This window comes from Agrobacterium sp. H141, from assembly GCF_057158725.1.
On the sequence record NZ_CM169893.1, the window covers coordinates 2,645,917 to 2,667,821 of the forward strand.

At 56.9% G+C, this 21,905-nt stretch carries 26 protein-coding genes and 2 tRNA genes; 14 read left to right on the plus strand and 14 right to left on the minus strand.

Annotation, left to right across the window (positions count from 1 at the left end; genetic code table 11):
* Nucleotides 1-107: 107 nt before the first annotated feature.
* From nusG to ACWPM9_RS12150, 10 genes are all read right to left on the minus strand, one after another.
* Complete coding sequence (gene nusG / locus ACWPM9_RS12105) at nucleotides 108-752, minus strand: transcription termination/antitermination protein NusG (protein ID WP_484755324.1); 645 nt, start codon at nucleotides 750-752, stop codon at nucleotides 108-110.
* A 37-nt stretch (nucleotides 753-789) separates the two neighbouring features.
* On the minus strand, nucleotides 790-1,509 hold the full coding sequence (locus ACWPM9_RS12110) for a hypothetical protein (RefSeq protein ID WP_484755325.1): 720 nt from the start codon (nucleotides 1,507-1,509) through the stop codon (nucleotides 790-792).
* On the minus strand, nucleotides 1,502-1,996 hold the full coding sequence (locus ACWPM9_RS12115; RefSeq protein WP_484755326.1) for a hypothetical protein: 495 nt from the start codon (nucleotides 1,994-1,996) through the stop codon (nucleotides 1,502-1,504). The genes ACWPM9_RS12110 and ACWPM9_RS12115 overlap by 8 nt, the downstream gene beginning before the upstream one ends.
* On the minus strand, nucleotides 1,908-2,801 hold the full coding sequence (locus ACWPM9_RS12120) for a hypothetical protein (RefSeq protein ID WP_484755327.1): 894 nt from the start codon (nucleotides 2,799-2,801) through the stop codon (nucleotides 1,908-1,910). Before ACWPM9_RS12120 ends, ACWPM9_RS12115 begins: the two co-directional genes overlap by 89 nt.
* Nucleotides 2,798-3,508, minus strand: a complete 711-nt coding sequence (locus tag ACWPM9_RS12125) for a hypothetical protein (RefSeq protein WP_484755328.1) — start codon at nucleotides 3,506-3,508, stop codon at nucleotides 2,798-2,800. Before ACWPM9_RS12125 ends, ACWPM9_RS12120 begins: the two co-directional genes overlap by 4 nt.
* Nucleotides 3,505-3,804, minus strand: a complete 300-nt coding sequence (locus ACWPM9_RS12130; protein ID WP_484755329.1) for a hypothetical protein — start codon at nucleotides 3,802-3,804, stop codon at nucleotides 3,505-3,507. The genes ACWPM9_RS12125 and ACWPM9_RS12130 overlap by 4 nt, the downstream gene beginning before the upstream one ends.
* Nucleotides 3,801-4,970, minus strand: a complete 1,170-nt coding sequence (locus ACWPM9_RS12135; RefSeq protein WP_484755330.1) for an MT-A70 family methyltransferase — start codon at nucleotides 4,968-4,970, stop codon at nucleotides 3,801-3,803. The genes ACWPM9_RS12130 and ACWPM9_RS12135 overlap by 4 nt, the downstream gene beginning before the upstream one ends.
* Nucleotides 4,963-5,184, minus strand: coding sequence for a DUF2312 domain-containing protein (locus ACWPM9_RS12140; RefSeq protein ID WP_484757646.1), 222 nt, complete (start codon nucleotides 5,182-5,184; stop codon nucleotides 4,963-4,965). Before ACWPM9_RS12140 ends, ACWPM9_RS12135 begins: the two co-directional genes overlap by 8 nt.
* A 110-nt stretch (nucleotides 5,185-5,294) precedes the next feature.
* On the minus strand, nucleotides 5,295-5,483 hold the full coding sequence (locus tag ACWPM9_RS12145; RefSeq protein WP_484755331.1) for a hypothetical protein: 189 nt from the start codon (nucleotides 5,481-5,483) through the stop codon (nucleotides 5,295-5,297).
* 4 nt (nucleotides 5,484-5,487) lie between these two features.
* On the minus strand, nucleotides 5,488-5,997 hold the full coding sequence (locus ACWPM9_RS12150; RefSeq protein ID WP_484755332.1) for a hypothetical protein: 510 nt from the start codon (nucleotides 5,995-5,997) through the stop codon (nucleotides 5,488-5,490).
* Nucleotides 5,998-6,570: 573 nt separating this feature from the next.
* Here ACWPM9_RS12150 and ACWPM9_RS12155 point away from each other — a divergent pair.
* From ACWPM9_RS12155 to ACWPM9_RS12165, 3 genes are all read left to right on the plus strand, one after another.
* On the plus strand, nucleotides 6,571-7,293 hold the full coding sequence (locus ACWPM9_RS12155) for a hypothetical protein (RefSeq protein WP_484755333.1): 723 nt from the start codon (nucleotides 6,571-6,573) through the stop codon (nucleotides 7,291-7,293).
* A gap of 665 nt (nucleotides 7,294-7,958) precedes the next feature.
* Nucleotides 7,959-8,150, plus strand: a complete 192-nt coding sequence (locus ACWPM9_RS12160; RefSeq protein ID WP_484755334.1) for a hypothetical protein — start codon at nucleotides 7,959-7,961, stop codon at nucleotides 8,148-8,150.
* 412 nt (nucleotides 8,151-8,562) lie between these two features.
* Nucleotides 8,563-9,738: a tyrosine-type recombinase/integrase gene (locus ACWPM9_RS12165; protein ID WP_484755335.1), complete on the plus strand. Its 1,176-nt coding sequence runs from the start codon at nucleotides 8,563-8,565 to the stop codon at nucleotides 9,736-9,738.
* A gap of 658 nt (nucleotides 9,739-10,396) precedes the next feature.
* Here the strand turns inward: ACWPM9_RS12165 and ACWPM9_RS12170 are convergent.
* Together ACWPM9_RS12170 and ACWPM9_RS12175 are read right to left on the minus strand one after the other, a co-directional pair.
* Nucleotides 10,397-10,470, minus strand: a tRNA-Cys gene (locus ACWPM9_RS12170).
* Between the two features lie 142 nt (nucleotides 10,471-10,612).
* Nucleotides 10,613-10,894, minus strand: a complete 282-nt coding sequence (locus tag ACWPM9_RS12175; protein ID WP_484755336.1) for a hypothetical protein — start codon at nucleotides 10,892-10,894, stop codon at nucleotides 10,613-10,615.
* 140 nt (nucleotides 10,895-11,034) lie between these two features.
* Between ACWPM9_RS12175 and ACWPM9_RS12180 the strand changes: the two genes are divergently transcribed.
* Nucleotides 11,035-11,109 (plus strand) — tRNA-Asn (locus ACWPM9_RS12180).
* 75 nt (nucleotides 11,110-11,184) lie between these two features.
* Here the strand turns inward: ACWPM9_RS12180 and ACWPM9_RS12185 are convergent.
* Nucleotides 11,185-11,733, minus strand: a complete 549-nt coding sequence (locus ACWPM9_RS12185; protein WP_484755337.1) for a VOC family protein — start codon at nucleotides 11,731-11,733, stop codon at nucleotides 11,185-11,187.
* 385 nt (nucleotides 11,734-12,118) lie between these two features.
* Here ACWPM9_RS12185 and ACWPM9_RS12190 point away from each other — a divergent pair, with 385 nt between their 5' ends.
* The 7 genes from ACWPM9_RS12190 (at nucleotide 12,119) to ACWPM9_RS12220 (ending at nucleotide 18,729) form a co-directional block, all read left to right on the plus strand.
* Nucleotides 12,119-12,334 (plus strand): hypothetical protein, encoded by a 216-nt coding sequence (locus tag ACWPM9_RS12190; RefSeq protein WP_428189175.1) that lies wholly within the window; start codon nucleotides 12,119-12,121, stop codon nucleotides 12,332-12,334.
* A gap of 91 nt (nucleotides 12,335-12,425) precedes the next feature.
* Nucleotides 12,426-13,862: a cryptochrome/photolyase family protein gene (locus tag ACWPM9_RS12195; protein ID WP_484755338.1), complete on the plus strand. Its 1,437-nt coding sequence runs from the start codon at nucleotides 12,426-12,428 to the stop codon at nucleotides 13,860-13,862.
* Between the two features lie 122 nt (nucleotides 13,863-13,984).
* Nucleotides 13,985-15,022 (plus strand): cysteine synthase A, encoded by a 1,038-nt coding sequence (locus tag ACWPM9_RS12200; RefSeq protein ID WP_428189173.1) that lies wholly within the window; start codon nucleotides 13,985-13,987, stop codon nucleotides 15,020-15,022.
* Nucleotides 15,023-15,029: 7 nt separating this feature from the next.
* Nucleotides 15,030-15,767: an alanyl-tRNA editing protein gene (locus tag ACWPM9_RS12205; protein ID WP_484755339.1), complete on the plus strand. Its 738-nt coding sequence runs from the start codon at nucleotides 15,030-15,032 to the stop codon at nucleotides 15,765-15,767.
* Between the two features lie 25 nt (nucleotides 15,768-15,792).
* Nucleotides 15,793-17,211 (plus strand): 3-mercaptopyruvate sulfurtransferase, encoded by a 1,419-nt coding sequence (gene sseA, locus ACWPM9_RS12210; RefSeq protein ID WP_484755340.1) that lies wholly within the window; start codon nucleotides 15,793-15,795, stop codon nucleotides 17,209-17,211.
* 71 nt (nucleotides 17,212-17,282) lie between these two features.
* The gene (locus ACWPM9_RS12215) at nucleotides 17,283-17,759 is read left to right on the plus strand and encodes a DUF1203 domain-containing protein (protein ID WP_484755341.1); all 477 of its coding nucleotides are present in this window, start codon (nucleotides 17,283-17,285) and stop codon (nucleotides 17,757-17,759) included.
* A 28-nt stretch (nucleotides 17,760-17,787) separates the two neighbouring features.
* Nucleotides 17,788-18,729 (plus strand): DMT family transporter, encoded by a 942-nt coding sequence (locus ACWPM9_RS12220; RefSeq protein WP_484757647.1) that lies wholly within the window; start codon nucleotides 17,788-17,790, stop codon nucleotides 18,727-18,729.
* 199 nt (nucleotides 18,730-18,928) lie between these two features.
* Here ACWPM9_RS12220 and ald read toward each other — a convergent pair whose 3' ends face one another.
* Nucleotides 18,929-20,047: an alanine dehydrogenase gene (gene ald / locus ACWPM9_RS12225; protein WP_484755342.1), complete on the minus strand. Its 1,119-nt coding sequence runs from the start codon at nucleotides 20,045-20,047 to the stop codon at nucleotides 18,929-18,931.
* A 162-nt stretch (nucleotides 20,048-20,209) separates the two neighbouring features.
* Between ald and ACWPM9_RS12230 the strand changes: the two genes are divergently transcribed.
* The 3 genes from ACWPM9_RS12230 (at nucleotide 20,210) to ACWPM9_RS12240 (ending at nucleotide 21,814) form a co-directional block, all read left to right on the plus strand.
* The gene (locus ACWPM9_RS12230) at nucleotides 20,210-20,668 is read left to right on the plus strand and encodes an Lrp/AsnC family transcriptional regulator (protein ID WP_428189167.1); all 459 of its coding nucleotides are present in this window, start codon (nucleotides 20,210-20,212) and stop codon (nucleotides 20,666-20,668) included.
* Nucleotides 20,669-20,765: 97 nt separating this feature from the next.
* Nucleotides 20,766-21,101, plus strand: a complete 336-nt coding sequence (locus ACWPM9_RS12235; protein ID WP_428189166.1) for a PilZ domain-containing protein — start codon at nucleotides 20,766-20,768, stop codon at nucleotides 21,099-21,101.
* Between the two features lie 455 nt (nucleotides 21,102-21,556).
* The gene (locus ACWPM9_RS12240; RefSeq protein ID WP_484755343.1) at nucleotides 21,557-21,814 is read left to right on the plus strand and encodes a PilZ domain-containing protein; all 258 of its coding nucleotides are present in this window, start codon (nucleotides 21,557-21,559) and stop codon (nucleotides 21,812-21,814) included.
* The last annotated feature ends 91 nt before the right edge of the window (nucleotides 21,815-21,905 follow it).

The window sequence follows — 21,905 nt, forward strand, 5'->3', positions numbered from 1 at the left end:
TCAAGGCTGGGGCCGGGGGAGAACATCTACTCCATCAGGAGGCATCAGACGCCCCGGTCATCCCAAAAGCGAAGGCGATAGAATCGCCTCAGCTATGGCAAAATTTGTTAGGCGTCGCGTTCCAGAGAGTCAATATTGATCGTCAAAGGCGTCATTCGTCCGAATATCTCCATTTCCACCTCTGCTTTCCAACGCTCTGGCAGCACGGCTCTCACCATGGCCGTGAAGCTAGAGAATGGCCCATCCACAACCCGCATGCGCTCCCCGATGTTGAACGGCATCTTGACGTCATCCTTCTGAAGGCACTGCCTTTTCCGAATTGAAAGTTGCAACACATCCATCAACTGTTCCGGCATCAGATAAGGCATTCCATCCCGCCCCATAATGCCATTCAACTGTGACGCACTTAGCAAACCGGCAAAGGCCTCATGGCTTGGAACGACCTTGGCAAATAGATAGCCTCGAAAGAATGGGCGGTAGATATCCACAGGCTTCAACTGACGCCTTGGCCGCGTTCTGAACTTTTCCTTCGGGCACCAGGTCTCTATCCGCGCATCACTAAGTTCTTTGGCAATGGTCTCTTCGCTGCCCGTTCTGCAAGTGGTCACCACCCATCGGCCCATCGCATCGAAACCCGCATAGTCTTTCGATGCCATCTTGATAAGGTTTTGTTGAGCGGCCCGTGCAGCATCCGCCTTTCGACTTGCCTCGTAGATCCGCTGACGCTCGCTGGCCGAAAGCTCGGCTTCCATAATCGGGCGGTAGCTCAATCTCTCACCCTTCACGCCCCTATGCTGCATCATCTTCCACCTCCGCGTCGGCTTCGCCTGACAGTTTCGCTCTAAGTTCAGCCATGGCCACGGCCGGTTCACCATCCGGGAAGTAGAGCCATTCGTGAAGAGGAAGAGGCAGCCAAGGCCAGCCCATGTGGTCGTGCAACACCTTCCAGGCTGCAACGGTTGGCGCATCGTTTTCCCGGTGAAGTTTCACGAAGCTATCGCTCAACTTTGCCAGATCCACCGGCACAACCATCTCGCGTGGCCGGTCCCGCATGCTGTTAGCCTTGGGCCATCCGTAACGCTGGCGACGCTCCCGTTCTATGACCCTCGCCTTGTCGGCATCGCGCATTTCCCTGCGCTGATAGATCGTTGGCAGTGGCCACTGGTCCATGCTCAAAGGCTTCAACAATTCAGAGAACCACAGCGCCATCCAGGCCTTGCTGAAGGGCTTGTGTGCAACTGCCGTTTCCCGCACCTCGATCCCGATCTCGGACAGCTTTTCCCAACGCTTTTCCTTCAGATAGACCCCGAAGCTGCAGACCCCGTTCTTCCGCTCACGGCAACACGAAATGAAGGCGGAAGCCATCATCAACCCCTTGGCCCTGTCTTCATCAGGAAGCACCAGCGCTGCCTTTTCAACAGCCGGGATGCTGTCGCTGAGGAAGGTTGGCCAATCCCTGTGAACACGGCGCACTTCGCGCAAAATGCTGTCCTTTTTCGGCTCAGCCATTGGCGCGTCCCTCTGCGTTTGGTGGCGTCAAAGAGCGTTTCACACTCTCCACAAGCGCCTGCACACGCGCTTTCGATTCCGCACTCACAGGAGTTCTATTGCGGCGCTCAGATAACTCTTGATAAGCTTGGCGGATTTCCCTCTGCCGTCTCAGATCAGCGCGAATGATGGCCTCTTCTGCCCGCACCAGCTTTGCCATTTCCGGTGGCTTGGGCAGAAATCCACTCTCCCGATCGTATTCGCCCCGAATAAGCTTTTTCGTCACCGTCTCGACGCAAGCTTGCGAAAGTCCGGCCAAAGCATAGCCATAAATGCCCGGTGCCTTTTCCGGCTCGATCGGCGACGGAATGGCCAGTCCGGCTGCCATCAGCGAGCGTAGAAAACCAGCCACATCGCGTTCAGTGGCGGGAGCGAGCCTTGCTGCTATTGCCGAAATCTCCTGGTCCAAGGTCGAGATCGTAACGGCTGTCGATGCTGTCTTTTCCATGATTGTCTCCGCGAATGACGTGATCGAATGCGGCTTTGGCCGCGTCCTGCCTTTGCTGAAAGGCGCTGGGCTGTGGTCCTGACGGGCTTCCCCTCGGGGCATTGCCACGGCTCTTGCGGTTCTCCAGCCATTCCGGCTCAAACCCCTGCCAGCCGTTGCCAATCATCGCATCAGCTGCGGCATTTGGATCAGGCATCAAGGCGAATCGCTTTGCCAGAAGCGTGGCGGCATGCACCGTCAGCGGTTTGCGCATTGCCCGCCGGTGTTCCAACACGGCCTTGGCATGGGTGTCGTCGAGAACCGTACTCAACGCGCTCATCACCGAAACAGATGGCACCGTGCGTTTGGCACCATTCCGCCCCGCGGGAGGAATGGTATCGTTAATAGTAAGGTCGTTAATTAGGTGCCGATCCAGATCGGCAGGGGGTGCCGGTGGATCGGCAGGGGTGCCGGTGTGCCGGCAGGGGTCTGCGCCTGTCTCATCAATTTCCTTGATGCATTCTTCCTGCTCACAAGGGTCCAGAACCACCCGATATTCATGCGCACTGTCGCGCTCTCCAGGCATGCCGGGGATGGACACCATGCGCCGCTCAACCCACCCGGCTGCGATCAGCCGGTTAAGCGAGGCCTGTATGGTGGATCGTGCCACCTCAAGCTGTTTCGACATCTTCACCTGTGAACGGCGGCACCATCCAAGTTCGTCCGTCGACATACCGAGCAGGCAAAGAACATCGAGATCACCCCGCATGAGGCGACGATCCAGAACAGCTCCAGCCGGGATAATAGAAAGCCTTGGACCGCTCACGCCGCCATCTCCATTGCATAGCCGCCCCATTGCGAGGCCAAAGCCTCGGCAATGCCTGGATAGGTCTTGGAGCGGATTTTCCATCTGTCTTCGCCGGGCGGCGCACGGTGCACCTGTGACCAGCGCTTGTGCGCGTCAGTGCCAGCCCGTGGCGGCACCAATCGGTTGGTGGGCTGAAGGGGATCCAGACCCTTCAGGTAAAAGCTCGTGCCCTTGAAGGCCTCATCACCAAACCACCACGGCTGCACGGTTTGCGCCGGCTTCTGATAGTTGCGAATGCGCTCCACCGCATGGCGATGCATCACGGGATTTTCCACAGCAATCCGCTCGATCGGAGCGTTCCAGCAGTCGGAAAACAGCGAAGCGCCCTTCTCCAGTTCGCTCCACATGAATTCCAGCCGCTGGTCACGGTTCCACCCGGCATAGGCCGCACGCAGATCCGCTGGATGGGTGGCATTGAGCTTGCCCGGTGGTTCGCTCAGCCAGCGCACGCCGCTGTTACAAAGCCGCGTGCAGGGAGGATGCATGACGGCCAGCAGATCCCAAGGCTCATTAAGCAACTCGCGGATGTCGCAGACGTAGTGCCGGTTGGAGCGATCATCCGCCGGCAAGAGGTCGCACGACCAGGCATCATGCCCGTGTCGCAAAAAGGCGTTGCGCACCATACCCGATGTTTCACAACCAACGAGGACGCGAAGAGGTCTCATTCCGCCCCCTCGCCTTCTTCAGCGATCACAGCCAAAAGACGCGCAGTGGATAAACTCATGAGGTCCTCGGCGCATTCGCTGAAGCTCCCATCAGGGCGCCGTGTCGCTCGCCAGGCAGTGACGTAATGGTCAACACACTCAGCTCCGAGCGGAAAATGCCGGGCATGGCAGCGCCTGCGGATCGAGTCCTGATGCTCAATCATGGTGGCTGGCTGAAGCTGCAAAAGAACAAGCGCGAGTTCCGCCGACTTGCGTGCATCATCCAGCTCGTCGAAAATAGGAAGTGCTTCGCTCATGATGCCACCTGCCCGGCTTCAAAGCCCCAGAAGCTCCATTTGCCGTTCAGCCGCACATCACCTGCGCAAAGGCTTTCCTTGCGCTGAAACAGTTCCAGCTTGCGCATGTCGGGATAGAGCCGCTCGATCATCTCGGCGAAAAAAACCGGCTTGCGGCTGTGCGCAGTACGTGGCTCGGAATAAAGGCTGTGCGGCTGGCTGCCTTCTGCAAGGCCAGGAAAGTCCCCCCGCTTACCAATCAGCAGATGTTCGGTGCGGTCGCGCACCCATCGGCCCATGCCGATATGCACCTTGTCCCATGTGAGCGCCGAGACGAACTCGAAGCCCCACGCCCTCAGCACATCAATGCCATTGTCCAGCCGGTTGGTCGTCACCCAGAGATAGAGAATTGCGTGATCAGTAAAGGGTGTTGCATCGCCGGCACAAAGCGCCTTGATCTCGTGCAGAGGCATGGCGGGATACATGAGCCCCTTGTCCTGCCCTGTCGCATCGCTCCACGCCTGCTGTTCCCATGGTGGATCGGCATAGCCGACCGCAAAGGCGCGCGATGGCAGAACACCGGCATTCATTGCGCCGCGATCTGCAATGGCATTGATCAGCCCTGTGCGCACCTGTCGGCTCAAGGCCCGTTCCTGCGTTCGGATCGCCTTGAACACGCCCTTCATCTCAGGGATGTTGGCCTTCTCCGGCAGGAACATGGTGCGGATCGGCTTGGCAGCAGGCTGGCGAACACCGTCACGCCCCACCACATCCGGCTGGTGGCTAATTTCGCCACCATCTTCCAGCCGCTTGCGGACACCTGAAACCGTGGAGTGATGCACCCCGAACCGAGCCGCGATCGCGCGTGATGACAGTGACGGCGTTTCCTTCAGTTGCGCTTCGATGATCTCGCGTTTTTGCGCGGTGGTCATATGCCGGCGAGACAGGTTCAGCGCCCTTGCATGGGAGCGCTTTTGCTCTTCCGAAAGCCCTTTGCGCACGAAGCGCGGCCAGTCTACCAGGCCAAGGCTTTCGCAGATCGCCACCCTGTGGTGACCATCGAGTATGTTGCCATCCTCGTCATATTCCACCGGCACCAATACGCCACGCGCAATAATATCCTCTTCAAGGGCTGCATAATCATCCGACGAAAGCGCTGGCAGCAGCTGGTATGGCGCATCATTCATCGGGCAACATCCCCAATGCAGCGAGATAGGTGTCGAGGATCGCATCCTCTTCGGCCCGCTGCGCATCATCAATTTTGCGCAGCGCAATCACCCGCTTCATGATCTTGGTATCGAAGCCCATGGCTTTCGCTTCGCCGTAGACACTCTTGATGTCGTCGGCGATGGCCTTCTTTTCCTCATCCAATCGCTCCACCCGCTCAACAAACGCGCGCAATTGCTTTGCCGCCTCATTCGAGCTCGGTTCGGCTCCTGCCCGCTCGCGCGGCCTGCGTCCCCCGTCTGCGCGATCACCCGTCACGGCCATGGGATCAAATTCATCAGCCATCACCGCATGCCTTCCGGCATGCGAGCAGACGAAACGTCCACCGCCTCAAACGGCCCGTCGCAGGCCAGACACCAGCGCTCGATCCGCTCTTCCATCGTCAGCCAGTTGCCGCAGGCGGGGCACTGCCCAAGCATGAGCCGTTTCGCCCGGTTGGAGTGGCTAAAGTCTTCGGATAGAAAGCGACTCATCAGATCACCCCTCCCCGCCGACAAGCTTCAGCGCCGCAACGTCTGCGCCACCCTGTGCCAGGATCGCGATGTGCATTCGCTTCAACTCGGCGATCTTTTCTTCGACCTCATGCAAATCCCGCAATCCTGCGCGCGCCTCGTTCATCGAGATCTTCATGTCCGATGCAGCCTGCATCGTGTTGCGCTGGTAGTTCCCTGTTCGCGCGCCCAACTCCAGTGACTCCGATACGATGCAGGCGCTGTTGGTCTTTTGTTCGGTCGGGTCGGTCATTTTGCAGCCGTGCAAACCGGCCATAATGCGCGTGACCACGGGATCGCCGCATTCCGCTTCAAGACGCAACTGGGCCGGCACAGGAAGCAGCTCCGTATCGCCGTCGCTGTGACAGCGGCCAATCTGGCTTTTTGAAAGCGACGTGATCTCGGCGGACGTTGTAATGCCACCATTCTTCTTGATCAAAAGCCGATTTCCGGCCTTCAGCTGGTAAAACCAGCCATTCGTCAGGGTGTCCTGCATGGCATCCTCCAGACAAAGAAGCAGCGTTTCCCGAACCGGGAAATCCGGACGGGTTTTCCCGTGGTGGGAAAGGTCAAAAAAGCGGAATGTTCAGGTCATCGCATCAAGGAGGCCCGCATGACTTCACACAAAGTAAGAAACCGCCGGAACGCTCCTGAATGCAGATCGACTTCGCCCGTGGATGGGCGAAGACCGACGCGTTCCGGCGGCAGGTGGCGCGTTCACCTGTCGATGATCCACGCTTCTGGGAGGATGCTTTCTGAAGGTCACTCATTCAGCCACCTTGATCTTGGCGACCGCAGCCGCGAGAGAATCAAGCGACACTTCGACGAGAGCGCGAGAGCGCGCTGCATCGACCATTGCGACCCAATGTTCTGAAGGTACAGACCCTCGGCGGCGCATAGCTTTAGCCGTTCCATATGCCACGCCGAGATCTCCGGCGAAGTCGGAAAGAGAGGGCCAGCAATCTATTAGTTCGGTGTGTGTCATTGTTACAAAGGGTATTTATCATACCCTAAAAGTCAAGACATCATAGGTATGACTAGTACCTTAAATCTGGGTATGATTCGTAACATGTTGAAAGCAAACGAACAAATCGAGAAAGAAGCTCGCGCCGAGCGGCTCAAGGTAGCCCGGAAGGCCGCGGGGTACACAAGCGGTGAAAAAGCAGCCGCGCGCTTCGCTTGGAATGTGAACAGCTATAAAGCTCACGAGTCTGGCCGAAATGGTTTTGGTATTGCCGACGCTAAGCGTTATGCTCACGCCTTCGGAGTATCCACTGCATGGCTCCAAACGGGAGAAGGCCCCCCACCCAAATCACATAAACCGGTGGACGGCCTGATCGCAAGCACTGCACCAATTGGAATGATTAAGGTGACCGGCAAGGTTGCAGCAAATACCTGGTTAAGCGTCGACGATATGGATTTTACCTATGATGACATGGACTACGTTCCTTCAATTGGTAGTTATCCGGAGGATTGGCAGTTCGCGGTGGTCATCGAGGGCAACTGCCTGAACAAGATTGCCCAGCACGGGGAACGTCTCGTTTGTCTGAATATCATTGCAGCACATACAGACATCGAACCGGGGGACTTGGCCATCGTCGAGCGCCGCCGTTTCGGAGGACAGATGATAGAGCGAACGGCGAAGAGGGTCCGGCAAGCAGCCGATGGCTATGAACTTTGGCCTGAAAGCGACGATCCTCAGCATCAAGACCCCATTAGGCTCTACCGGGTGCCTGAAGGTGAAGAAATCACGGTAATTGGCAAGGTGCTCTGGATCGTCAGAAAACCTTGATTTGGAAGCCAAGGAATGAAGAGGGCACACGTTTTGTTCATGGCAAAACTTGCGTGTTGAACGACATCACTTGACGCTCTAGCGAAAATAAAAAGGGCGCAAAACCATCATCTGCACCTATTCGTAGACTTACCAGCAGATCTATCGGTGCGCCTCAACCATGATGATACGATGCTTCCCCGAGATCATAGAATTGTCCATGTCTGCGGCATTCTTTGCCGCCCCCTGATCTCCACCCCGAACTCCTCTGCCGCGAGGTCTTAATGTTGCTTCCAACGATGCCATTCGGACATATTGCATCTAGGCCAACATAGGCAGATCACAGAGCTGGTCGAAGCTCTTGGAATGCCCGGGACCATAATTTCTGGCCCCAAAAATCGACAAAATAAGCCGACGATTTGATGGACTGCGAGCGTCCGAATTTCGAAAAAATCGCTTGGTCGCACCCACTTCCTCGGTCCTTTGTTTTTCTGAACAAAAACGAAAAGGTACAATAAATACCTTTTTAGCTTGACACAAATAGGGTACCGTTCATACCCTAATCACATCCCACCGGGTATCCTCGTTTCTCCCCTCATCACAAGCGTGGGATGCACATCGCCGACAGACACCGCCATGTCTGTCGGCGATGTGGCCAACCGTTTCAAGCCGAGAAGGACAACCCGATGAAATCCGAGCTGACAGAACGCCAATCGATCATTGCCCGTCAGGTGGCAACGCTCGTCGCTGAAAACGGTGGCCACGGCCTCACCGCAGAAGAAGCCGCAAGCCGCCTCTGCGTCCGTAAATCAGACATCACCCCGGCCGTGATGGAAGCCGCCTCCATTCGCTACGCTCGCTCCGGCCTCGCCGCCTGATCCGCTAGTGTTTCCGCGGGTCCGTCCGCGTTTTACGAAAAGACTAATGAAGTCGAAGCTGTAGATGCCGATCCCTCAAGTCAGATGGCCGAAAACACTCTTTCGCCAAGAACAGGGCCGGTTAAATATCGAATGTGAGGTATCCAATGAAAAGCCCGACGGTGTCGAAAGATCGTCACGTACCGCGGTTGAGCTTGAGCCGTGCTGAAGTTGCAGTGTCGATTGGCGTTAGCATAACCAGCATCGACGTCATGGTAAAAGAAGGCGCACTACCTCCGCCTCGCTTGTGGCACTCACGAAAGGTCTGGCTGGTCTCAGATGTCGAAGCCGCCATACAGTCTTGGCCTGAACACAACATTGACGGAAGAAGTGAGGGGGATGCCACCGTTCCAGAAGAATGGCGGGCATCCTAATGAGGGAATTGACGAATATCGATCTGCCTTACATAGAAAAAAACCGCACTCGGCATGGCCAATTGCGATACTATTTTCGTGTAAGAGGCAAGCGCATCTGCCGTCTGCCTGACGACATAGATAGCGAAGAGTTTTCGCGCGCCTACTGGAAAGCAAGAAAAACGACCGCCACCCCGCTTGATGAGCCAGGGCGGGTTCAGCCCGTACATCTTTCCGTTGCGCCTAGAAGTTTTCAATGGCTGTCTCTGATGTACATCCGGAGCCACGACTTCCTCGAGCTCGACGTAACAACTCAATCTAAACGGCGAGCCATCATCGAGGCCATGTGGGAAGAGCCAATTGCTCTCCACAAACCGCAGGGCCGGCTCTTTCGAGACATGCCGATGGTCAACCTCGATCGCGCGAACATTGAAGTGTTGCGCGATCGCAAGAGGGATACCCCTTTCGCCGCGGACGAACGATTGAAGATCCTCAGACAGATCATGGACACACAGGACGCCAATGGGCGATCATTGGTGGACAACCACGCACGACTGGTAAAGCCTTTCCGGCGAAAGACCGACGGCCACCACACGATCACTTCTGAAGAAATCGGCCAATACATAGACAAGCACGGGGCTCATTCTAACGCTGTCTATGCGCTCTCGTTGCTTATGTATACGGGTTTGCGGGTTTCAGACCTTGCGGCTCTCGGTCCCCAGCATCGCCGTGGCGACATGTTTCGCCTTCGGCTTTTCAAGAACCGCAATAGAACACCAGTCGATATAGAGATCGCAATTCATCCGATCTTGGATGCCGTCATTGCTTCTCGCTCTGTGTGTGGTCTGACCTACCTGCAGACCGAGTATGGCAACCCCTTCACCGTGAAGGGGTTGGGCAAACGCATATCCGACTGGTTCAATCAGGCCGACCTTCCGCACTGCTCTGCACATTCTGTCCGCAAAGGGCTCGCCACTGACCAAGCCCACAATGAAGCCACGGATAACATGCTCGAAGCGATGTTTGGATGGAGAGATGGCAAGACATCCAAAATCTACACGCAAAGTGCCGAGAGAGCGCGCCTTGCAAGACACGCAGTGGCCAAAATCAATTGGGATGGAATGGGCACAAAACTGTTGCCCTGGGATGGAGCAGAAAGCAGCAAGTCGGCCGCTTCATCGTCAAATACCGATTAATCGCTTTCAGGCAAAGTCACGGGTAGCCGCCGCAATCCTAGTGTCACTGCTCGACATCGGCGAATTGGAGGAACTCAGGCCGGCCGGACACGACACGCGTTCTGCCGGTTTCGGTCCTCCACAGCGATACTCTCCATTAGTGCGAAGAGCGATTGCTCAACTCCATCAAGGTCTTCGAAACTCAGCTGATCAGCTGCGCTCATCATGGTCCGGCTAACCAGATCGATCCTGTCACGCTTCCCAACAAAAAGGCTCGCTCGGTCGTGAAGACGGACTTCTATGTGATGGGCTGGATGTTTGGAATGATGAGATGCGTTCACAACATTCTCCTTTCCTTTCGCAGGCGAGAGCAAAATATGTCTCACTGCCGTTGGCGCCTACGAATTCGTATAGCCAACGATGATGACAGCATACACCGACCAATCTTAAATTCGACCCTCGGCCAAAAGCTGTCTCTCTATGATCAGCCTCCCTGGGTCGTTTTTTAGGTCGTGAACGGCAGGCTCACAGGCGTGAAAAATTCGGACAGATCTTTGACTGAAGGAGGGGTGGAGAGTGAAAGAGGTGCCACACCACGTGCATATCGGGTTGAGAACAGCCACACTGACGCTGAAAAACACATAATTTACAAGATGTTAGATGTCACACCGGGAAGAGTTGGAGGCCTCGCCCGGAATCGAACCGGGGTGCAAGGATTTGCAGTCCTCTGCGTAACCACTCCGCCACGAGGCCGTCCAGATCAAAAGAGCGTGTGGTGGCGCGGATTTAGAACGGTTCCGAAGAAACCGCAAGGGGGATTTTGTGAAAATCTTTCAGCTTGTTGCTAACGCTTTGTCGCATCCTTGTCATTTCGCAACAAACGGGACTGTCGAAGTCAGCGCCCTGCCCTTTGTAAGCCTGGATGGCGCTTGCGCCACCAGACAGCAAGCCTGCGTCTGCGACGGCGGACAAAGGCCAGATCCTGAGACAGAATCAAAAGTCCGACCGGAATCATCCAGAAGCCGAGAATTGGCAGAAATCCCAGCATGCCACCCAGCACAAACAGAACGCCCACGGCAATGCGGCCGGCGCGTGAGCGCGGAAACGGCATTTCCAGGCTGCCGAGCCGCAGTTTTCCGTTTTCTCTGTCTATGCCGTAGCGGCTTGTCTTTTTCATTGGGGGAACCTGTGGATACAAGACCCCGCAATTGGGGCGTTTTGGAATTTAAAACAAGCTTTTGGATTTTTTTTTGAAAAAGCGCTTGGCAAATCGCATCAGCATTTGTATTACGCCGCTCAACCGCAGCACGCGGTTGTTCCCTGGTAGCTCAGCGGTAGAGCATTCGACTGTTAATCGACAGGTCGCCGGTTCGAATCCGGCCCGGGGAGCCAAATTCAGACGAAGGGTTCGCGCGATATACGCTGCGAACCCTTTTTCGTTTTGGCTCATTGGGTTCCACCTCTCCGCTACTTGTCTTTTCTGGACGGCAGCCAGGCGTCTGCCTCGCTCCCGTCAGGGTAATAATTGCCGTTCGGGATAGACTGCAATTCGATCAGTCCGCCCCAGGGCGGGCGAACGTAAACGCTGGCATTGCCGGGCGTATCCTCATGCCTGGAATTACCATGAAGCTCAGAGAGCGGCTCGGCACCGGCTGCAACGATGCGCCTCAGTGCACTTTCGATATCGTCGCAATAGACGCAGATGTGATTCCAACCGCGATCGGCCAGTCCGAGCGGCTCTGCAGCCTTGTCGGTTACCACTTCGAACATTTCGATATTGGGCCCATTGCCAATCCGCATCAGTCTCTGGCGCACGACCTTGGCGCCTTCCGGCAGGCCCAGCTGGCGTTCCACGTCACCGCCTTCTCGCGGCGGGTCATTTGCGGTCAGTCCGTCATAACACCACTTGGCGCCCAGCCCGTCTCGCAGGAACCTGCTCGCCTTGTCGATATCCGGGACGGTGAGGCCAATATGATTCAGGCCGCGTGGCAAAGGACCGAAACGATCTTCTTCCAAGAGCTTACTCCATCATGATTGTCGATTTCAGAGGTCAGGCGCGGTCAGGATTTGAAGAACGTGACAGTCAACTGCGCCCCTGCGACTTAAGAGGGGCAACGCGGCGAGTGGAAGACATGTTCCGGCAGTGTTTGACGCGAGCTGCAGGGGGGCAATGCTGATCCACGGGCACCGACCGGCTCAGATGCATGTTGCAGGAGCGTAAAGGCTTGGCGCGGCGGAAAGACGCTCTGCGACAATTGCGCTCACAGTTTGGTGAGGTTCTGGAACCAAACGACCCATGACACTATTTCTTATCCATATCGGTGATCGATCGGATATTCCGCAAAATATTCAATTTGACCACCGAGACTGATCAGTAGCCTTCAAGGAAGGGGTACGTATCATGCTGATGGGAATGGAATTGATCATGTTGGCCTTCGGACTGTTCGTCCTTGCTGTTTCGACCGCCGTCGCGGTGGCAGCGTGGGGAATGGCGAAAGCCTATAGTCAGGAATTTCGGGAAGAAAAGCAGGCAAGCAATCTGGCTCTGCGCATCAAATCTCCGCCGAAGAAGCGCAAGCCTGCGATGAAGCGTGCGCCAGAAGTGATGGCGGCCTGACAAACAGGCCTCCTCAAACAAGAATGATCCGCAGCGACATTTCCCGCGTAAACTCATCCATTGACGACAAAAGCGGGAAATTATCGCAGATATGACTGAACAGAGCCGGCCGATCATCCTGTGGTTCCGCAAGGACCTGCGCGTCGACGATAACGCCGCATTGTCCGCAGCCTTGGGCACAGGCCGCGCCGTCATTCCTCTTTATATTCGCGATGCCGGCGCCACCAGCGCGCCGCTCGGCTCAGCGCAGCAGTGGTGGCTCCACCATTCGCTCACCGCGCTCGACGCTGCCCTGAAAGCCCGCGGAAGCCGGCTCATTTTCCAAACCGGCACCTCGTCCGACGTTATCACACGGTTGATTGCGGAAACGCGGGCGCGCGGTGTCTACTGGAACAGACTCTATAATCCCGCCAGCTTCGATAGCGATGCAGCTTTGAAGGCGACGCTGCGTGACAATGGACTGGAAGCGGAGAGCTTTTCCGGTCAATTGCTGCATGAGCCGTCGAAACTGAAAACCGGAAGCGGCGGCCCGTACAAGGTTTATACCCCCTTCTGGCGCGCACTGGAGAAGAGCGGCGGGCCTCAAGAACCCATACCCGCGCCTGAGACCATTCCAGAACCTGCCTGCTGGCCCAAATCGGAGAGCTTGGCAGACTGGTCGCTTCTGCCCACGACGCCAAACTGGGCCCACAGTTTTTCCGAAATCTGGACACCGGGTTGCGACGCGGCACTGGAACGGCTGGATGACTTTCTCGACGAGGACGTCGAGGCCTACAAGGACCAGCGTGACCTGCCGGCACACAGCGTCACCTCCCGCCTCTCGCCATCTTTGGCGTTGGGCGAAATCTCGCCTGCCCGTATCTGGCATGCAGCCCATGGCGGCAAGGCCAGCAGTGCCAATGTCATCAAGTTCCGACAGGAACTGGCCTGGCGCGATTTCTGCCATCACCTGCTCTACCATTTCCCTGCCCTTGCCACGAAGAACTGGAACGACCGGTTTGACGATTTCCCGTGGGAAGACAACGCAGACCTGTTCGATAAATGGACAAGAGGTCAAACGGGGTATCCCATTGTCGATGCCGGCATGCGGGAATTGTGGCGGCACGGGACCATGCATAATCGTGTTCGCATGATTGCGGCGTCTTTTTTGATCAAGGATCTGATGATCGACTGGCGGCGTGGCGAGCAGTGGTTCCGCGATACGCTGGTGGATGCCGATCCCGCGTCCAATCCGGCCAACTGGCAATGGGTCGCCGGCAGCGGTGCCGACGCCTCGCCCTATTTCCGCATTTTCAATCCCACGCTTCAGGGCGAGCGTTTCGATCGTGAGGGTGTCTATGTGCGGCGGTTCGTGCCGGAACTCGAGAAACTGGAAAAACGCTATATTCACAAGCCATTCGAGGCACCTGAGGATGTGCTGCAAAAGGCTGGCATCACCTTGGGCGAGACCTACCCCTTCCCCATTGTCGATCACAGGACCGCCCGGCAGCGCGCGCTTGATGCCTATTCCGATACCAGCAAAGACTAGCGCGTGCCGTGGGCATTTATTCCACCCTGTCGGCCTGACGCAGAAACCCATTTCTTGTGTTTGTGGCCTTGTGAACCGAAAAGTCGCTGCTTAATCTTCTCGCAAAGACAGGACGACGTTCCATGGCATTCTTTCCATCGGTCATCGAGGCGATCGGCAATACGCCTCTGATCCAGCTCAAGGCCGCCTCCGAGGCGACCGGCAGCACCATTCTCGGCAAGGCGGAATTCCTCAATCCGGGCCAGTCGGTCAAGGATCGCGCGGCGCTCTATATTATCCGTGATGCGGAAAAGAAGGGTTTGCTGAAGCCCGGTGGCGTGATCGTTGAGGGCACGGCCGGTAATACCGGCATCGGCCTGACGCTTGTGGCGCGTGCGCTTGGCTATCGAACCGTGATCGTCATTCCGGAAACACAGAGCCAGGAAAAGAAGGATGCGCTCAGGCTTCTGGGTGCCGAACTGGTGGAAGTGCCAGCCGTTCCCTACAAAAACCCCAACAACTACGTGAAGCTCTCGGGGCGCCTTGCCGCGCAACTGGCGAAGACCGAACCCAATGGCGCGATCTGGGCAAACCAGTTCGACAATATCGTCAACCGTCAGGCCCATGTGGAAACCACGGCCAAGGAAATCTTCGAGCAGACCGGCGGCAAGGTCGATGGCTTCATCTGCGCGGTCGGCTCCGGCGGTACGCTTGCCGGTACCGCAGAAGGGCTGCGTGCTCTCAACCCCGACGTCAAGATCGGACTTGCCGATCCCGAAGGTGCAGCACTCTACGAGTTCTACAAGAACGGCGAGCTGAAATCTTCCGGTTCCTCGATCACCGAGGGCATTGGCCAGGGACGTATTACCGCCAATCTCGAAGGTTTCACGCCGGATCACGCCTATCAGATACCGGACGCGGAAGCGCTGCCGGTGATCTTCGACCTGATCGAAAACGAGGGCCTGTGCCTTGGCGGTTCGTCCGGCATCAACATCGCTGGCGCCATGCGTCTGGCGCGCGACCTTGGCCCCGGCAAGACGGTCGTGACGATCCTGTGCGATTATGGTAATCGCTACCAGTCCAAATTATTCAACCCGGACTTCCTCACCTCAAAAAACCTGCCCGTTCCCGGCTGGCTCACGGAAAAGTCCGATTTTTCCATTCCCTTCGAAGAAGCCTGATGACACCATGACTGCACCGACACGCGCCCTCTACCGAGATGATTTCTATCTTGCGACCGCAGAGGGTGTCGTGACGGCGGTGCACGAGGATGGCGGTATCGAGCTCGACCAGACGTGTTTTTACGCAGCATCGGGCGGCCAGCCGGGGGATACAGGTTTTCTCGAACGCGCCGATGGCACAAAGATCGCGCTTGGTGAAACACGCCACGGTGCTGACAAGAGTATCATTCTTCACCACCCACTGGATGACCAGCCGGCAGCAATCGTCGGCGAGACACTGGTTTTGCATGTCGACTGGGCACGCCGCTACCGGCTGATGCGCATGCATACCGCTTGCCACCTGCTATCGGTTGTCATGCCCTACCCCATCACCGGTGCTGCCGTTGGCGAGAATGAAAGCCGGGTCGATTTCGACATGAGCGAAACGATCGACAAGGATGCCGTGACCGCCAGGCTGATGACGCTTGTTGAGGAGAACCATCCGATCTACCTGCAATGGATCACGGACGAGCAACTGGCCGCCAATCCCGGGATCGTCAAATCCAAAAATGTCAGGCCGCCGGTCGGGCTTGGACGTGTCAGTCTGGTCTGCATCGGCGAAAACTCCGCCGTTGACAGTCAGCCCTGCGGTGGCACACATGTTTCCGAGACCCAGGAGGTCGGCGCGATTCACATCGCTAAAATTGAGAAAAAGGGTAAGGAAAACCGACGTTTCCGGATACGCTTCGGACAAGCGGAGACCTGAGCCCGAACCAGGACTGGAGAACCGGATGGCCGGAGAAAAAAGCCGCTTCGTTGTTTCTGCCGATTGGGTCGAAAAGCAGCTCGGCGCACCGGGTGTCAAGGTCGTCGATGCGTCCTGGTATCTGCCAGCCCACAACAGGAACGGCGCTGAAGAATACGCCTCCGGCCATGTTCCAGGCGCGGTGTTCTTCGACCAGGACGTGATTGCCGATACCACGACAGGCCTTCCCCACACCCTGCCCGCTCCTGAATTTTTTGCCGCCGAAATTGGCAAGCTCGGCATTTCCGAGACGGATACGATCATCGTCTATGACGGCATGGGCCTGTTTTCCGCGCCGCGCGTCTGGTGGATGCTGCGGGTGATGGGTGCCCGAAACGTCTATATCCTCAACGGCGGTTTCGATGCCTGGAAGGCGGAGGGCCGCGCCGTGGAAACGGATCTTCCTGAGCCAGAACCCGCCCAATTCACGCCGACCTTCAATGCCCGCCGGGTCGTTTCATTCGACGAGATGACCGAGGTCGTTGACAGCGCCTCGCGGCAAATTGCCGATGCACGGCCTGCGGGTCGTTTTACCGGGCAAGAGCCCGAGCCGCGCGCGGGCATGCGTTCCGGACACATGCCGGGGGCACGCAGCGTGCCGGCCATGGCACTGTCCGAAAACGGTCGCCTGAAGGACCTCGACAGTCTGAGGACAATCTTCGAGGAGGCTGGCATCGACTTGCGGCAGCCGGTGGTCACGAGCTGCGGATCGGGTGTGACCGCAGCAGTTGTCACTCTGGCGCTGGAATCACTCGGCCACCGCAATAATGCCCTTTATGACGGCTCATGGTCGGAATGGGGCTCGAAGGCCGTGACCCCGGTCGTCACGGGCGAAGCCGAACCGGTCAGGCACGCGCTCCACAATCCGATCACGACACGCGTAACCCGTCTGGAGATGACCTCCGCGCCGAAGGCTTCGTTGCCGGTTCCGGTCAATGTGCAGACCGCGATCATCCGCGCCAAGGACATACCGCTGCCTTTTTATCGCTTTCTGCAGCAGCAGGTAGGCGGACGCTGGCATTGGCACGAGCGTCTGAGACAAAGCGACGAAGAATTGAAGGCCATCGTGCATGATCCGACGGTCAACATCAGCGTTCTTTACGTCAACGGTGCCCCGGCCGGCTTCTTCGAACTCGCCCAGCAGAGCCCGGATATTACCGAGCTATCCTATTTCGGCATGATGGAGCATGCGCTTGGGCTTGGGCTTGGCAAATGGTTCCTGCTACAGGCGCTTTACTCCGCCTGGCAGGACGATCCCGCCAAAGTGACCGTGACCACCAACACGCTGGACCATCCGCGCGCCCTGCAGCTTTACCAGCGCTTCGGCTTCTCGCCGGTCGATACCTATGATGCCCTGGTGGAACCGCTCAGCGATGAAGAACTGTTGACGGTCTTCAAACTCTAACAGGCAAGTTTCGGGTGGCAGAGGTCTCCTTTGCATGGGCCTATGGGCGCATCGACACCGGAGACTTCACGATGACTGACCTGATTTTTGTAGCAATGCCCACAGAAGCGGCCCGCGCCTATCAAAGCGGTGCCGAAGACGCCAATGGAATGCCGCCAGAGCGGCATATCTCGCTGAGCGGCACCGGAACGCCATGCCGCCATTGCCTGCGCCACATCGCAGCTGGCGACGCCTATCTGACACTTGCCTATCGGCCCTTCTCCACCATCCAGCCCTATGCGGAAATGGGACCAGTCTTTCTGCATGCAGAGGAATGCCCGCCTTATGCCGGTGACGATGCCCTGCCTGAAGTGCTGACCACCAGCCCTGATTTTATCCTACGCGGCTATGACAAGGACGAAAGAATTGTCTATGGAACCGGTGCCGTTACCGCGAGCGGCACGATTGCATCACGCGCACTCGAACTGCTGTCACGCGATGACATCGACTTCGTGCATGTCCGTTCCGCCCGTAACAACTGCTATCAATGTCGCATCGACCGCCGCTAAGGCGGCGATCCGCAAAGAGGTCGATCAGATGCCTGCTCAAAATGTCATGGGTTCCAGGGAATGGCTGCTGCTGATCACGCTGTCGGTGATCTGGGGTGGATCGTTCTTCTTCACCGGGGTGGCTGTCCGGGAGTTACCACCATTCACCCTCGTCACGTTGCGCGTGTCGCTTGCGGCGCTTGCACTGCTGATCGTTATCCGCGCACGCGGATTGTCAATGCCAGCTGATCCGCGCATCTGGGCCGCATTTTTCGGTATGGGCATCCTCAACAATATGATCCCCTTCAGCCTGATCGTGTGGGGACAGACCCATATTCCCAGTGGCCTTGCATCCATTCTCAACGCCACCACGCCGTTTTTTGGTGTTGTGGTCGCGCATATTCTCACTCAGGACGAAAAGATGACCGGTCGCAGGCTCGCCGGCACCGTCATCGGATTTACGGGCGTTGCTTTCATGGTCGGGCCAGCGGCCCTTTCGGGACTGGGGTCGAATGTACTGGCGCAGCTAGCGGTTCTGGGAGCAGCGCTCTCCTACGCCTTTGCCGGCGTCTTCGGCAGGCGCTTCCGCGCCATGGGTGTTTCGCCCCTGGTGACAGCCTGCGGACAGGTCTGTGCCTCGACGGTGCTGATGCTGCCAATTGCACTTTTTGTCGACCGCCCATGGACGCTTGCCGTGCCTAGCGTATCGACCTGGCTTGCAGTGGGTGCCATTGCGCTTATTTCTACGGCGCTCGCCTACATCCTGTTCTTCCGTATTCTGTCAACCGCCGGGGCAACGAACCTGATGCTCGTCACCTTTCTGATTCCGGTCAGCGCCATCCTGCTTGGCTGGTTGTTTCTGGGCGAATTGCTGGAGCCAAAACACTTCTTCGGCATGGCGACCATTGTCGTGGGCCTTGCACTCATCGACGGCCGCCTGCCGACGATGATTGGCCGTCTCTGGAGACGACCGCACCCCGATATCGGTTGAGGCCTCATGCATGACGTGAAGTTCATGACAAAATGAATCAAGAAATTATCACAACATACTATTTTTCATCATAACTGTTTTATTCTGCTTCCAAATCTGAAGTCGCAGCAAAAAGAGGCCGGTCGGATGGGCGACCGGCCTCTCTGGCCTTGCCCGCGACCGCGTGAGCGTCCGCGCGCAAACTCGGTTTCATCTGACCTCAGGCGACAGCCAGCACCGCTTCAGGCGCATGCATTTCGTAGCCGAGCGCTTCAGCAACAGCCTTGTTGGTAATGCGACCCTTGTGGACATTCAGACCATTGCGCAAGTGACGATCCTCGGCGATGGCGCGCAGACCCCGGTCAGCAAGAGCGAGTCCGTGGAACAGAGTTGCGTTGTTGAGCGCTTGGGTGGACGTCACAGGCACGGCTCCCGGCATGTTGGCCACGCAGTAATGCACCACCCCGTCGACTTCATAGGTCGGATCGGAATGGGTCGTTGCGTGAGACGTCTCGAAACAACCGCCCTGATCGATGGCGACATCGACGATCACGGCACCCTTGTTCATGCCCGACAACATTTCGCGGGTCACGAGTTTTGGAGCGGCAGCTCCGGGAATAAGTACGGCACCGATGACGAGATCCGCTGCGAAGACTTCCTGCTCGAGCGAGTCGATTGTCGAGAAGACCGTGCGCACGCGGCCATTGAAGATGTCGTCCAGTTCACGCAGACGGGTGATGGACCGGTCAATGATGGAGACTTCGGCACCGAGGCCTGCAGCCATCTTGGCAGCGTTCAGACCAACCACTCCGCCGCCGATCACGGCGACCTTGGCAGGGTTCACACCCGGTACGCCACCAAGCAGAATGCCGCGACCGCCATTGGCCTTTTGCAACGCGGTAGCGCCCGCCTGAATGGCCAGACGACCGGCGACTTCGGACATTGGTGCCAGCAAAGGCAGTCCACCACGGTCATCGGTGACTGTCTCATAAGCGATTGCCGTGACGCCGCTTCCGATCAGACCCTTGGTCTGTTCCGGATCGGGTGCGAGATGGAGATAGGTATAGAGAAGCTGACCGTCGCGAAGCTGCGCCCATTCCGATGGCTGCGGCTCCTTGACCTTGACGATCATGTCGGACTTTTCAAAGACATCCTTGGCGGTGGCGGCGATCTTCGCGCCGGCTGCCATATAGGCTGCGTCATCTGCGCCGATGCCTGTACCGGCACCCGTCTCGACCAGCACATCGTGACCATGGGCGACATATTCGCGGACCGCGCCCGGCGTCAAACCAACACGATATTCATGATTTTTGATTTCCTTCGGGCAACCGACACGCATTGAGCGTTCCTCTCTTCTGGTTCTGGCTTTTCGCCACTGGATTGTGGAAGCGCTATGGCAACAGAAAACGCACCGCATGTCCTTGCAAACTGGAATTGCAGTTCAGCCCGTTTTCGAAGATAATTGCGAAATCAACACAATTATTCGGAGAATATTTCATACATGGAACTAGACGCCATTGATCGTGCCATTCTGAAGGCGCTTCAGCAGGATGGCCGCATTTCCAATGCCGACCTCGCCTCAAAGGTCGGCCTCAGTGCTTCTGCCTGTTCTCGGCGTCACGACAATCTGGAAAAATCCGGCGTCATCAGCAGCTATCACGCCCGCCTCGCCCACAAGGCGCTGGACTACAAGATGATGGTGATCGTCCATATCTCGCTGTCGGGCCAGTTCGCCAAGACGCTCGCCGAATTCGAAGCCGCAGTGAAACGGGTGCCCAATGTACTGGTCTGCTACCTGATGTCGGGAGAGTATGACTATATATTGCGGATCGCGGCCAAGGATCTCGAGGATTACGAGCATATCCATCGCGACTGGCTGTCAGCATTGCCCCATGTGGTGAAAATCAATTCGAGCTTTGCGCTGCGCGAAGTGATCGAAAGACCCAATGTCGGCCTCTGACGCAAGTCATAAAAATTTAATACATTACCTTAACCTCAAATAAACAGGTCCGGCGCACAGTGAGACAACTCATTCAGGTCTTTTTCACGGAGGAAACATGGGGCAGCTACTGAAAGTCGACGGTCGAAAGCTTCCGCGCTATCGTTGCCGTATGGATAGCCGGGTCAAGTATCTCAACCAGGAAGCAACCGCGCGGGTCGTGGACGTATCCGACGAAGGTCTTTCGGTCGAGCTCTACGGTCATATACACGCGGCAGAGGGCAGCCAGATCACCGTGATGACCAGCGACATTGGCCTGATCGAGGGAACGGTTCGCTGGCGTCGCGCAAGCCGAATTGGTGTTTTGATCAAGCAGAACAGCAATTCCCTTGCACAATTGTCTGCCTATTTCAGGAACTTCCATCAGGAGGTTCGCCCCACCCTGGTGCGGTAAAGCCCAGGGTCGGCAAGATCTGAACCGCGTTCCACACCAATTCGTCAGATGCATTGAAGCGCCGTCGGCATTTGCCAGCGGCGCTTTCGCGTTACGGCCAGTCGATAAATATTTGAATGCAACAGCGCGTGCACAGACTGTTTTTGCCGAAAGCAATTATCATGCCAATCAATGAATGATCGGGCGTCGTTTTTCCCATCGCGCGATGGCGACAGTCCTCGAAATTTCCGCGAGGCACCATCAATGGCTTGAAAAATATGACTTCAATTACAATTTAAGCGCGTTCTTTGCACTTTTATCAATCGTATTAAGACTCCATAAGGGGCTGACTTTTTATGGTACTTAAGTTCATATTTACCATATTAGAGGCGATTAAAGTAATGATTGCGAATTCAAACACTCCTGGACGGCGCTCAGAACGCATTCGCTGCCACATCCGCGGGACGCTTCGATTCTTGAACAAGGAATTCGGTGCGCGCATCATCGACATATCACGCCTTGGCATGGCGCTGGAACTTTATGAATGGATCGAGGCCCGGCCCGGAAGCACCGTGCATATCAAGACCGGCGAATTTGGAACGATCGAGGCCACGGTCCGATGGTATCGCGCCGGCAAGATGGGGATTCAGATCGAGGAGACCAGCAACACTGCCGCGCAGATCGAAACCTATTTCAAGAATTTCCACGAACGGCAACTGACGCGCGCGGGCTGAATATCTCTGCTTCTCGATCCTAGCGCGCAAGGCAACTCTCCCTCGTCAGGGCACTTGCCTCAAACAAGAGCGATAATCACACGCCTGTCAT